Below are 12,622 nucleotides of genomic sequence, written 5' to 3'. Positions count from 1 at the left end.
CAAGAAAGTGCTGCGTTTCCTCTAGACCTGTGTATCGGGCACCTATATGACCAGTGCGAAACGTAGCGCGACTCAGTAATCTGAATGGCCTATCTGGCGACGCCATAAGTAAGGAGGTGACTGGTGGCCCGATACAGTTCTGGCCGATGGTCTCGCCCAGCCACCGGTCGCCAAGTCGCCGCTCTGAAAGCGCACGGCAGATATGACGGCAAGTACTACTCGATGGGTCGCGCAAGTCAGGCGATCGGCCGTGGGTCAACGAGTAGGAGCAGATTCACCAACAGCGGGTATCCATTGCCGGCAAACTCCGCGGCGATTGCGTCGCCGGAACCGTCGATGAGCGGGCTGATCGCTGGGCTGCTGGGTGTGCCGGACAGCATGGAGTCGCTACTTGCCCTAGACGATATGGGTCTTCGGTCTGGTTCTTGAGGCTGGGGCCTCGATTCGCGTATTCGTGGGTTGCCAGCCGTTGAGGGCTGGCCTGTCCACCAGGCGAATGGAGGCCCCAGTTGAGAATCCAGCGTACGAGCGTCGGTCTGGACGTGCACGCCCGCAGCGTCGTGGGATGCGCGATCGACGAGGACACTGGGGAAGTGATCCGTCACCGTTTCGGCTACGACCCCGCGGCAGTGCTGGAGTGGGTGCGGAGCCTGCCGCAGCCGGCAGCGGTGACGTATGAGGCCGGGCCGACCGGGTTCGCTCTGGCCCGCTTGTTCACCGCCGCAGGCATCGAGTGCCTCGTGGCGGCGCCGTCGAAGTTGCAGCGCCCGGTCGGGGAGCGAGTCAAGACCGACGCCAGGGACGCGATGCATTTGGCAAGACTGCTGCGACTGGGAGAGATCGTCGCGGTTGCCGTGCCCACGATCGAGCAGGAAACCGCACGCGACCTGGTGCGAGCACGAGAGGACAATCGGGGTGAGCTGATGGCTGCACGGCATCGGCTCTCGAAGCTGCTGTTGCGCCACGGGATCATCTATGACGGCAAGCAGGCGTGGACCGGCGCGCATGATGCCTGGCTGCGCCGGCAAAGGTTCGACCATCCCGGACTGCAGGCCGCGTTCGATGCCGACTACGAAGCAGTGCAGCAGGTGCGCGCCCGCAAAGACCGACTCGACGCGATCATCGAGCAGATGGCCGCGACCAGCAACTACGCGCCCGTGGTGCGACGCCTGGGGTGCTTGCGCGGGATCTCGACCTTGACCGGGTTCGGCCTCGCGGTCGAGATCGGCAACTGGGAGCGCTTCACCGGATCCAGCATCGGCGCGTTCGTCGGGCTGGTGCCCTCAGAGCACTCCTCCGGACAGTCACGCTCGCAAGGCTCGATCACCAAGACCGGCAACACTCACGCCCGCCGCCTGCTGGTCGAGGCCGCCTGGCATCACCGCAAACCCTATCGGCCCGGAGCGGTGATGCAGGCCCGGTGGGCTGCCGCGCCCAGCCTCGCCGTGTCCCGCGGCGACGACGGCAACCGGCGCCTGCATCAGAAATGGCAGCACTTCACCGCACGCAAGAAGCGGCCCACGATCGCGAACGTCGCCATCGCCCGCGAGCTCGCCGGCTGGTGCTGGTCCCTGGCTGTGATGCCCGACTGACCTGGGCCCCCTGACCGGTCGGTTCAGACGGCAGGTGACGGCAGCGCGAGGAGCGACCCGCGGAACAGCTATGAGCAGCCCGCCCGAAGGGCAGGCGACGCTCGATCCTAGACAAGCGGAACCGCTCCAGCCGAACAGCACGTCCTGCGGTAACCAACCCGCGCATATCAGTCTGACCGCGCGTCGCCCACGACACGCACGACACCCACACCGCCCGCGCCGACCACACGAAAGAGCGCCCGAAGCATGATCACTCCGGGCGCTCTTTCCCCTGCCACTTGACAGGAATCAGTCACATATCAGCTGTCCAGTACGCCCCACCGCAGCCGGGTAGCGAGTCGGACCCGGTTCAGTCGGTGGTTTTCACTGTGGCACCTGACGAGACCGACCCGGGGGAGATTCGCATTCAGTTCGGGGCCACTGTCACGAGGGATTCCGGCTTCGCTGGGGATGCAGACATCAGCGTGAGATTCATCAGCAACGTCGAGTTCGGAAAGGCCCCGCCGACTCCGTCGGCAGAGTTCCGAAGCGGTGTCAATTTCAGTGAGTGAGACAGCCGAGCGGACTCTGATCTTCGATCCGGCGGACCTCGTCGCGCCGGACGCCCGCCTGTTCATTGACACGAACGTTTTCATGGATACGGACCCCTCTCGGCAAGGCGGGCTTCAAAAGCTGTTCGCGCGGGTTGCCCCGAAGATCGAGCTAGGCGGAAGCCCGGTGGTCGTGCCGACTAAGGTCATCGCTGAACTTACTGATCAGAGCGCCACTGACCCGTCGGGTGAAGACCCGGATCGAGTCGAGGCAATCAAGAAGGCCGCGAACGCACTGCTGTTCCTACAGTCAGCGAGCGCACAAGGTCTCGTTCGCAAGGATCTCGGCGACGACTCCAACCCATACGCGGATGATCTCTTCGTCGACATATTCACCGCGTATGCCGGCCACTACGCGATGGCGTTGCTCACGAACGACGTGACGCTGCTGCTCCGGATCAACCTCCTCGGAATCGAGCGAAACGTTTGGCTTGTCGCAGGGCGACTCAGTAGCGAGGGCCTCATCGAGTGCGAAGTGCCCCAGGTCCTCTACGAACGGGGCCTCGCCAAGCTTCGCCGAATCCAACGCCGCCTGATGACCAAGGACGCTGGACCGAGGGACCAGCTGGAGGCTGCATCACTGGAGGACACGCTGGAGGCATTCGCTCTTGCTACCAATGTGGTTGTGCCGGATTCACCGTCTCGACTGGCGGTTACCCGAAAGGCTGAAACAGCGCCGACAGTCGCAGCTGGCGCGTTTCCGGCGGATACCCCGTTCCGTGGCGAGGATTTCCCGCTGAAGGTAGCCGAGGTTCCCGGCGAAGGTGACGAGGTGCTCGTCGAAGCGGCCTCCGGTGCAGTTAGGATTCGACTTGCTGACAAGCTCGGGACGGGTGGCGAGGGGAGCGTGTACGCCGTCTCGGCGACAGATGTAGTGAAGGTATTCGACCAGGATCACATCACCGCGCACCGCCAGGCGAAGATCGAGTTGCTGGCGGCTCGAGGCTTCACGATGGCTGGGATCGGCTTCCCAAGGGCGATCGTCAAGAACCTCCGGGGCGAGTTCGTAGGCTACGTAATGCCACGCGCAACCGGTCGCGACTTCTCCAAGGCGCTCTTCAACCCTCGCCGATTCCGAAACGAGTTCCCGACTTGGACCAAGGCCGACCTTGTCGATGTCGCCATCTCGTTCCTGGAGAAGGTGTCCTACCTCCATTCGCTCAACATCATCCTCGGCGACATCAACCCTAAGAATCTCCAAGTCGATGCCGACAAGAAGGTGTGGATAATCGACGCCGACTCCTGGCAGTTGGACGGGTTCCCATGTCCCGTCGGAACCGAAATGTTCAGTGCGCCCTCAGTGATCGGGAAGCGGTATCCGGAGTTCCTTCGGTCCATCGAGGACGAGCGGTTCGCGGTAGCCACCATGCTGTTCATGATCCTGATTACCGGACAGTTTCCCTACGCCAGGTCCGGATCGGACGGTGACATCGTCCGGCTGATTAAGGAGGGCAACTTCTCGTTCCAATACAAGGAGAATTCGAACCAGGACCAACCCGCCGGGAACTGGAAGTACATGTGGTCCCACATTCAGCCGAACCTCAAGGGGCTTTTCTGGAACACTTTCCACAAGGACGGTGACCGGTACGATGACCGGCCTTCAGACGCCGAGTGGTTAGGCGCGTTCCGGGACTTTCGTCGCTTCCTAACTAGCGCCGAGAGTTTTGACCCAATGTCGAATGACGTGTATCCGACTCGGTTCAAAGCGATGGCCCGTGATACACCCATCTACTCGTGTTCTGAATGCGGCACTTCTATGGTCGGGATTTGGGATGGGAAGTCGGGGAGATACGCCCAGCCGGCCCTATGTCGCGCCTGTCGGTCGAAGCTGCCGAAGTGCGTTGACTGCGGCAAACCCAAGTCCTCGCTGAAGAGTGGCGTCTGCTGGAACTGCAATCGGAAGCGCAACTTCGCAGCTTGCGTGGAATGCGGGCGGGAGAAACCGCATCAGTCTCTCATCGAGGGTCGTTGCTACGACTGCAACCAGGGGAGGTGCGCGAGCTGCAACCGTAGCGTTCCAAAGCGCTACCTCGTCAACGCTCTCTGCGATCGCTGCGCACCCGCGAACTGCAAGGACTGCGGCCTTCCGTCCCAGAAGTCAGACATTACCTACGGTCGATGCCCGTCTTGCCATCGAAACGACGTCGAGCGCCAGCAGCGGGTAAGGGCGGAGATCGCCGAGAAGGCGAAGCGGGATGCGGAGCTCGATCCCGAGCGGCTGTGCACACGCTGCGGGAAGCCATTTATCAGCCGGGGCAACGTCGCGTGGCATCAGCGAATGGGCAAGACGGTGCCGACCAAACACAAGATGGGGTATGGCTACACCTATCCGCCGGAATGTGTGCCACTGCCTACCCCGGCACGGACCACGTCAGCTAGCCGGACGTCGTCACCGCCTCCAGCGGCGGCCAAGAAGCCCGGCGGCTGCTACATCGCCACAGCGGTCTACGGCTCCTATGATTCTCCGCCAGTTCGGGTCCTGCGCCGCTGGCGGGATGAGGTCCTTCAGACTTCGGCCGCGGGCCGCGTTGTGATTCATTTCTACTACTGGGCGAGTCCTCGCCTCGTAGCCGCTCTGGGCGAGCGTCGAGTTTTCACTGTGTCTGCACGATTCGCGTTGGACCGCTTTGTGCGCAAGCTCGAACGGGCTGGCTTCTCCCGCCGCCCCTATCAAGACCACTAACCGCTCACGAGAGAACGGAACCCCAACATGGCAAGACTCGACATCAGCACCGAAGACCTAATCGAAAACCCGACACCGCGCGTCCCTGTAGCACTCTGCATCGACACAAGCGGCTCGATGGATGGCGCGCCGATCGAGGAACTCGTCACTGGCGTCAACCAGTTCTACGACGCAATAAACGATGACGATGATGCGCACGATGCTGCCGAAGTCTGCATCGTGGAGTTCAACTCGGGGGCCAGGGTAATCCAGGAGTTCGCGAGTATCGAGCGTCTGCAGCGAATCAGCTCCATCCGCGCAAGCGGCGGAACGGCGATGGGAGAAGGAGTGAACCTTGCGCTCGACACACTCGAAGAAAGAAAGCGCTTGTACTCCGACAATGGCGTCCTGTACTACCAGCCCTGGCTCGTACTGATGACCGACGGTGCGCCGAACGGTAGCGCTGCCGAACTCGAGCGGGCCGTTCAACGAGTGACGGATCTAATCGGAAACAAGAAGCTCACGATCTTCCCAATCGGCATCGGGGCCGGTGCTGACATGGACGTCCTCAAGCGCTTTAGCCCGACTAAGCCCCCGCTTCGACTACAGGGATTGAGCTTCAAGGAATTCTTCGAGTGGCTGTCGAAGTCTGTGGCCCGAGTCTCACAGTCGAGCCCGGGCGACGCGCCGCCGAAGCTCGACCTCGAGGGCCTGGCAGGTTGGGCGGAGCTCTAGTTGTTCCGGGAGTTCCACCATCAGACGCGGGGACGCGGGCACGTGGAAGACGGCACCCCATGTCAGGACCGCACGGCATATCTCAACCGTGCCGGCATCCAAGTCCTGTGTCTCGCCGATGGTGCGGGCTCCGCAGCAAGGTCAGAGCTTGGCGCGCAGGCACTTGTCGAAGAAGGAAGCAAGCTATTGGCCGACTCCTTCAGGAGTATCGTCACGAGAGATGACGGCGCACAAATCAAGGTGGAAATCGTTCAGCGCCTTCTCCGCCGTGTTGAGCGCGTGGCGAAGCGCAGACGCCTCGTTGTCCGAGATCTGGCTGCCACATTTCTCGGAGTCGCGGTTTCGGACGACCAGTTCATCGCGGCACATATAGGAGATGGGGTCATCGGATACGTCAAGGACGGCGAGATGAAGGTCATCTCAGGGCCTGAAAACGACGAGTTTGCCAACCAGACAACATTTGTGACTTCGGAGTCTGCAGCAACGAACATGCGACTGCTTCGAGGGTCGCTGGTCGGCGTCAGTGGTTTTGTCTTGATGAGTGACGGGCCTGCCTCAGTTCTCTTCGATCACCGATCGAAGACTCTCGCCCCAGCGTGTCGAAAAGTCGTGGATTTGGTATCGTCGGCGGGCAACTTTTCGGTGCCCAGTTACCGGTACCAACTTCGCCGCTTACTCGACACGAAGATCCGCGACTCCACAAAGGATGATTGCAGTTTGGCCATCTTCGGTAGAGTCCCACCCGTCGGCGAGGCGGTCGCCTAGCATCACGACCGGCCTTTGAACAGTCGTAACCTTGCGCTCTGCGCCAATTTCGCAAGAGCCATGACCGGGTTCGAGATCGCCAGAAGCCAGGACGGTGCGAGGTCTTGGTCTACCTCCATTCGTACGCGGCCGGTTCGAACGGATATTCGACGGCCAAACTCGGCCTGAGCTCGTGGCCTAAACGGTTCTTGGAACTGTTATCGCTTCGTAGCCTCACCCGCGCAACCACACCACGCCGTGGGCTGGCAGGGTGAGGCCGGCGCGCAGGTCGTGGTGGGCATCCGTCAGCAGGTCGGTCATGACCCCGGGCAGGCCCGAGAGAGTCAGCGGGTCGATGGGCTGCGGGTCGTCGGCGACGTTGACGAGGCAGACGACGGGGCCGCGGGGGCCGGGGCGCTGGTAGCCGATGATGTGCGGGTTCTTGGCGTCGAAGCCGATGAGGGTGTTGCCGGCGAACTCGGGGGTGGCGCGGCGCACCGTGATGAGGTGCTGCAGGCCGGCGTAGAGGCGGCCGGCGGTGGTCGTCGGGTCGGTGCGCTGCGCGTAGAGCTCGGCGGGGTAGTGCGGGCGGTGCGCCCAGCGGCTGTCGTCGGTCTGGCTCGGGTCGTCGGCCCAGTGCGGGTCGTTCAGCTGGCCGACCTCGTCGCCCAGGTAGATCAGCGGAATGCCGCCCGTCGACAGCACGATCGAGTGGGCGAGCAGAATGATGAAGACACAGCCCTGGGCGGCACGGCACGAGGATGACGGCCGCGACAAGGCTCCAGAACTCTGGTCGAATAGCCAACATGAGTGGCAAGTGGCGTTGCAGGCCGTGGGCCCGTCACGGGGCTCCTCGCGCTCTTGCCGCTCTCATGGGCGTTTGTCTTGCCGTCTCACTCGCCGGCTGTGTTCCGCTCGACCGGATGTCAGCGAGGTACGTCGACGGGGAACTCCAGTTCGCGACTTGCCACACGGTCACCGCGAACACGATCGAAGTGGCCGTTCGTCCCGTCCTGGATAGTGACGAAGTTCAGACAGTCTGGCTGCTTGAGGGCGAAGCCCGCGTACGTCCAGGGGACACATTCTTGCTGGGTCAAGACGTCGAGGGCATGACTACTGTGCAGGATGAGGTGCTCATGCCAGACGCGCATCACGTCTTCTTCACGATCGGTTTCCGTGACAAGCACGGCGAGTACGGCGACGTGCGTACGGCGAGGTTCACTGTTTCCGATATCCGGGAGGGTGAGTGGACTCGAAGCGACGGCACGAGAGGCGAGGAGCCCTGTGAGTGATGTCTTCTTTGTCGTGGGCTGCAGGTCGTCGGCTAGGCGTTGTTCTTCGCGGTCAGGACTCCAGTCCAAAGGCCACAGCCCGCTGCCAGGACTCCACGGAACCCGGGACACGTCACAACAGATTTTGGTGAGGCGATGCGAAACAGATGTATCGCAGTATTGTGCCCTGTCGACGACGCTTGAGTTCTGGACGGTTCCGACGCTGGAAAAGTGAACGGTTGCGGGCAGTCTAGCCAGCGGTGTTGTCGGTCGTGGTGCGACTGCTGGGGAGACTGTCGATGCCTCGGCCGCGCAGTCGGTAGCTGGCGCCCTTGAGGGTGAGCACGTCGGCGTGGTGCACGATGCGGTCGATCATCGCCGCGGCGACGGCTTGGTCGCCGAAGACGTTGCCCCAGCTGGAGAACGGCAGGTTGCTGGTCAAGATGAGCGAGGCGTGTTCGTAGCGGGAAGAGACGAGTTGGAAGAACAGGTTCGCGGCGTCTTGCTCGATGGGGAGGTAGCCGACCTCATCGACGATGATCAGCCCGTAACGCCGCAACCGCGCGAGCTCTTGCGGGAGGCGACCTTGCCGGTGGGCGTCGGTGAGGCGGGTGACCCAGTCCGTCGCTGTCGCGAAGAGCACGCGATGCCCGGCGCGGGCCGCGACGATCCCGAGCGCTGTCGCGAGGTGCGTTTTGCCGGTGCCGGGCGGGCCCAACAGCACCACGTTGCGAGCCTCGGTGAGGAAGGCCCCCGAGGCCAGTGCTGCGATCTGCTGACGTGTTGCCGGTTGAGCGTCCCAGTCGAAGTCTTCCAACGTCTTGCGGGTCGGCAAGGCTGCGGCTTTGATCCTCAGCTCTGCTCCGGAGGCGTTCCGAGCGGACACCTCGCGCTCCAGCACGGCGGCGAGGTAGTCCTCGTGCGTCCAGCTGGCATCTCGGGCTTGGTCAGCCAGGCGCGTGGCGGCCTCCACGATCCGGGGCGCTTTGAGCGCGGCGGCGAGATAGGTGATCTGCTTCACCGACTCCGAGGACGTCTTCGAGGTTGCCATCAGCTGACCTCACCGGTCAGGCCGAATGCGCGGTCGTAGTCGCCAAGGTCGCGGGCCAGATCATCAGCAACGCGAACCGGGCGTGGCTCCTGAAACTGTTGACGCAAGCGTGCCGCACGCTCAACGTGGACCGGATCGGTGATCGTCATCCCCCGCGCCCACGCTCGGGGGTGATCGGCGACCAAGCGTCCCGCGGCGCGAACCCGGACGCGGTGCAGGTCCGCGGTGACATCGACGAGTTGACCGATCACGCTCGGATCGACGGAGTAGTCGTTGGTGTCCAACCGAACGTAGTAGTCGCGTCCCAACCGGATCCTGGAGCGCCACCCCAAATGCAACGGGATTGGCGGCAGGGGCAGCATCGCGGCACGATCAGCATCGATCCTCTCGATCGGGCGCGCCTTGATCGTGCGCACCACCCGCGAGTTCGCGCGAGTGAGCCAGTCGGAGAACTGAGTGTTGAAGTCCGCCGGGGAGATGAAGGAACGGCCGGGCATGAATGAGGTCTCGAACCAGCCGTTGCGTCGCTCCACGATGCCCTTGGACTCCGGATCTCTGGGCGGCAACAACACCAACCTCGTCGCCAACGTGCCCATGAAGGAGGCAACACCATCGGCGCCAGACCGACCCCGGCCGATGCCAGGCTCGTTATCCCAGATCAGTCTGCGCGGCACGCGACCCAACTGCTGGATCAGCTCCCACGATGCCAACAAGAGATCCTCCGTCTTGCGAGTCGGGATCATCGTGGCGACGGTGAACCGGGAATGGGCGGCGGTGATCACCAGCACCGGCAGCAGCTTCAGCGTGCCGTCCTCCAACAGGATCTTCCGCGGCGGGAACCACAGATCACACTGCGCAGCATCTCCTGGCTCCCAGGTGAGCCGGTCCGCGGGATCAATCCGGCGATGATCCGGCCTCAGCCGCTTCACGTTCTGACGGAACCAGCTCATCGACCCCGTCCACTCGACCCGCTCCGCGAGCACCACAGCCGGCAACTCGGGATTGTCTTCCAACAGTTGCCGCACCCGCGCCTCGACGGGGCTGAAGGACGACGAGGCAGGTTTGCGCTGATACCTCGGCGGGGAATCTGACTGCACCGCCTTCACCACCGTGGTCCGCGATATCCCCAACCGCGCCGCGATCCGCGCCTTCGGCACGCCCTCCGCAGCCAACCTCCGAATCAATGCCCAATCTTCCAAAGTGATCACTCTCCAATCGTCGAGTGTTCACTTTTCAAGCGTCGATACTGTCCAATTTTCGAGCGTTGTCGACATGCCCAGACTTCTAGTACCGCCAGCAATACGTCCCGGACACCCGAGCAGAAGGGCATTGCATGCCAAATCGATCAAGGCAAGTTCTTGCAATCGCCAGCCCGATAATCGTTCTGTTGATCTCGATCACTATTCTTGCTCGCTACGCCGACGGAGCTGGGGCGGATATCTTGATCGGCCTGGCGATCGGCTCGCCACTTGTTCTGCTTGCCGTCGGTTCAGTCTTTTTTGTGCGACGCGCTCGAACTGCCGCGATCAGGGCGGCGAAAGAACTGAGCAGCCAGTTTCCTGAGTCCCGCCTGATTCTAGCTGAATTCGATTCAAGGGCGACTCGAGTCACCAGACGAGCTTCAACGCTGCTCAGTCAGGACTTTAGGGGAGGCCTACTGGTAGCTCGGATTGAGCCGGATCGCTTGAGCTTGTTCAGGCCAGCAGATCTCTTCAATCTGGGCTCGCTGGTCGTCGGCGTCGACATTGAGAAGTTTTGCGGGACGATGATCAACCGGAGCAAGCCGTACAACGAACCCTGCCTGAAGGTGCTCTTTCTCGACGGGTCTTCAGTCGACGTCGTGCTCTATGACGTCTCGACTGGAAAATGGCTGGATGAGCCTAGCCTCACCTCTATAGAGAGCGGTTTCTGAGCACTGAACTGACCATGTGTGGCGATCTCTTCAACCTCAATTCCACCGCGTTGGAAACAATTTCGCTGAGTGTTTCTGATCTGGCCGGAATACTTTCCCAGGCCGCGTGACTCGGCCTGAATTTTTTCACGATCCACGCCGAGTCTTGGCGGCCGGGCGCGTACCAGTTTCGCGGGTCAGCCTCGCAACCACACCGCGCCGTGGGCGGGGAGGGTGAGGCCGGCGCGCAGGTCGTGGTGGGCATCCGTCAGCAGGTCGGTCATGACCCCGGGCAGGCCCGAGAGAGTCAGCGGGTCGATGGGCTGCGGGTCGTCGGCGACGTTGGCGAAGCAGACGACGGGGCCGCGGGGGCCGGGGCGCTGGTAGCCGATGATGTGCGGGTTCTTGGCGTCGAAGCCGATGAGGGTGTTGCCGGCGAACTCGGGGGTGGCGCGGCGCACCGTGATGAGGTGCTGCAGGCCGGCGTAGAGGCGGCCCGCGGTCGTCGTCGGGTCGGTGCGCTGCGCGTAGAGCTCGGCGGGGTAGTGCGGGCGGTGCGCCCAGCGGCTGTCGTCGGCCTGGCTGGGGTCGTCGGCCCAGTGCGGGTCGTTCAGCTGGCCGACCTCGTCGCCCAGGTAGATGAGCGGAATGCCGCCCGTCGACAGCACGATCGAGTGGGCGAGCAGAATGCGGTCGATCGCCCCCGCATCGCCCGCCTCGAGGCCGGCAAGTGAGGCAGTCGTGCCCGAGATGCGGCAGTCGCCGGTCTTCGGGTTGTCTTGAAACGGGATGCCCCGGGCAAAGCTGCCCGCGAAACGGTTGACGTAGAAGCTGTTCAAGAACCGGCGGTGGTCGAATCCGTCGATGCCGAGCTCGGCGGCGTCTTCATCGGCGAACGTCCAGCCGATGTCGTCGTGACTTCGCACGTAGTTGACCCACGCGGTGCCGGCGGGCAGGGTGTGGCGGCGGTCGAGCGCCTGCTGCAGCATCCGCCCATCGCGCGTGGCCAGTGAGTTCCAGATCAGCGCCATCTGCAGCGGGTTGTAGCTGATGCGGCACTTCTCGACCGAGATGTACTCCACCACCTGGTCGGGATGCACGATCGCCTCGCTCTTGAACATCACCGCGGGCGCCGCGACGCGCAGGGCCGCCGTGAACAGCTGGATCAGCACGTGCGCCTCGGGCAGGTTCTCGCAGGCGGTGCCGAGCCGCTTCCAGATGAACGCGACCGCGTCCATGCGCAGGATGTCCACCCCCTGATTAGCGAGAAACAGCATCTCGCCCACCATGGCGGCCAGCACCGCGGGGTTCGAGTAGTTGAGATCCCACTGGAAGTCGTGGAACGTCGCCCACACCCACCGCCCACTGCCGTCGGGCATCGGCACGAACGAGCCGGAGTGGTTGTCGGGGAAGATCTCGCGCACGTGCTGCTCGAACTGGTCGGGCATCGTGCGGTCGGGGAAGACCCAGTAGTAGTCCTCGAACTGCTTCTCGCCGGCGAGCGCGCGCTGGGCCCACTCGTGCTCGTTGGAAGTGTGGTTGAGGATGAAGTCGAGCACGAGCGCGATGCCGTTCTCGTGCAGCTCGGCGGCGAGGGCCTGCAACTGTTCCATGGTGCCGAGGGCGGGGTTCACCTCGCGGTAGCTCGACACCGCGTAGCCGCCGTCGCTGTTCTCGGCCGGCGCCGCGAACAGCGGCATGAGGTGCAGGTAGGTGAGGCCCAGCTCGCGGAAGTACGGGATGCGCGCCCGCACGCCCTCGAGGTCGCCCGCCCAGCGGTCGACGTAGCAGACGCCGCCGAGCAAGCGGTTCGACTGGAACCAGTCGGGGTCGGCCAGGCGCTGGTCATCGAGCGCCCGGAGCGCGGGGGAGCGCTGCTGCCAGTGCTCGGCGAGCACGGTCATCAGGCCGGGCAGGGCGTCGGCGGTGCCGTAGAGCTGGGTGAGAAGGGTCGCCATGCGCGGGGCCTCGGCCTCGGCGCGGGCGCGGAAGGCGGCCCAGGCGTCGTCGTCGGTGTCGGGCCGCCGCGCGGCGTCGAGTGCGGCGGCGGGCTCGAGGTTCGGCACGGTCGTCAGTCTAAGTCGGC

At 63.5% G+C, this 12,622-nt stretch carries 10 protein-coding genes; 6 read left to right on the top strand and 4 right to left on the bottom strand.

Going from position 1 to position 12,622, the window contains the following annotated elements:
- The first annotated feature begins 509 nt into the window (after positions 1–509).
- The 4 genes from BJ959_RS03295 to BJ959_RS03280 all read left to right on the top strand — a co-directional run bounded on the left by BJ959_RS03295 (position 510) and on the right by BJ959_RS03280 (position 6,344).
- Positions 510–1,592 carry an IS110 family RNA-guided transposase gene (locus BJ959_RS03295; protein ID WP_183321837.1) on the top strand — a complete coding sequence of 361 codons (1,083 nt, stop codon included), beginning with the start codon at positions 510–512 and terminating at the stop codon, positions 1,590–1,592.
- A 531-nt stretch (positions 1,593–2,123) separates the two neighbouring features.
- A complete protein-coding gene (locus BJ959_RS03290; protein ID WP_153983177.1) occupies positions 2,124–4,865 on the top strand; it encodes a CFI-box-CTERM domain-containing protein in 2,742 nt (913 codons plus the stop codon).
- A gap of 27 nt (positions 4,866–4,892) precedes the next feature.
- Positions 4,893–5,579 carry a vWA domain-containing protein gene (locus tag BJ959_RS03285; RefSeq protein ID WP_153983178.1) on the top strand — a complete coding sequence of 229 codons (687 nt, stop codon included), beginning with the start codon at positions 4,893–4,895 and terminating at the stop codon, positions 5,577–5,579.
- Positions 5,580–6,344, top strand: a complete 765-nt coding sequence (locus BJ959_RS03280) for a PP2C family serine/threonine-protein phosphatase (protein WP_153983179.1) — start codon at positions 5,580–5,582, stop codon at positions 6,342–6,344.
- Positions 6,345–6,557: 213 nt separating this feature from the next.
- Here the strand turns inward: BJ959_RS03280 and BJ959_RS03275 are convergent, their stop codons facing one another.
- Positions 6,558–7,100 (bottom strand): hypothetical protein, encoded by a 543-nt coding sequence (locus BJ959_RS03275; protein WP_153983180.1) that lies wholly within the window; start codon positions 7,098–7,100, stop codon positions 6,558–6,560.
- A 146-nt stretch (positions 7,101–7,246) separates the two neighbouring features.
- On the opposite strand from BJ959_RS03275, the gene BJ959_RS03270 reads away from it, so the two are divergent.
- On the top strand, positions 7,247–7,615 hold the full coding sequence (locus BJ959_RS03270; protein ID WP_153983181.1) for a hypothetical protein: 369 nt from the start codon (positions 7,247–7,249) through the stop codon (positions 7,613–7,615).
- Between the two features lie 229 nt (positions 7,616–7,844).
- On the opposite strand, the gene istB is transcribed toward BJ959_RS03270, so the two are convergent.
- Both istB and istA read right to left on the bottom strand, forming a co-directional pair.
- Positions 7,845–8,645, bottom strand: coding sequence for an IS21-like element helper ATPase IstB (gene istB, locus BJ959_RS03265; RefSeq protein ID WP_152584343.1), 801 nt, complete (start codon positions 8,643–8,645; stop codon positions 7,845–7,847).
- Positions 8,645–9,853, bottom strand: coding sequence for an IS21 family transposase (gene istA / locus BJ959_RS03260; RefSeq protein ID WP_183321862.1), 1,209 nt, complete (start codon positions 9,851–9,853; stop codon positions 8,645–8,647). The genes istB and istA overlap by 1 nt, the downstream gene beginning before the upstream one ends.
- Positions 9,854–10,032: 179 nt before the next feature.
- Here istA and BJ959_RS03255 point away from each other — a divergent pair, with 179 nt between their 5' ends.
- On the top strand, positions 10,033–10,557 hold the full coding sequence (locus BJ959_RS03255; RefSeq protein WP_153983086.1) for a hypothetical protein: 525 nt from the start codon (positions 10,033–10,035) through the stop codon (positions 10,555–10,557).
- Positions 10,558–10,733: 176 nt separating this feature from the next.
- Here the strand turns inward: BJ959_RS03255 and BJ959_RS03250 are convergent, their stop codons facing one another.
- Positions 10,734–12,602 (bottom strand): alpha-amylase family protein, encoded by a 1,869-nt coding sequence (locus BJ959_RS03250; RefSeq protein WP_341800060.1) that lies wholly within the window; start codon positions 12,600–12,602, stop codon positions 10,734–10,736.
- Positions 12,603–12,622: the final 20 nt, after the last annotated feature.

Source organism: Microcella frigidaquae, from assembly GCF_014200395.1.
GTDB classification, from domain to species: Bacteria; Actinomycetota; Actinomycetes; order Actinomycetales; family Microbacteriaceae; genus Microcella; species Microcella frigidaquae.
The sequence above is the reverse complement of the archived record's forward strand: the minus strand, read 5'-3'. Positions and strand labels throughout refer to the sequence as shown.

Bases quoted from the DNA above. Each gene is read 5' to 3' on its own strand.
- istB (WP_152584343.1), bottom strand. From the start codon at position 8,645: ATGGCAACCTCGAAGACGTCCTCGGAGTCGGTGAAGCAGATCACCTAT.
- BJ959_RS03285 (WP_153983178.1), top strand. From the start codon at position 4,893: ATGGCAAGACTCGACATCAGCACCGAAGACCTAATCGAAAACCCGACA.
- BJ959_RS03270 (WP_153983181.1), top strand. From the start codon at position 7,247: ATGTCAGCGAGGTACGTCGACGGGGAACTCCAGTTCGCGACTTGCCAC.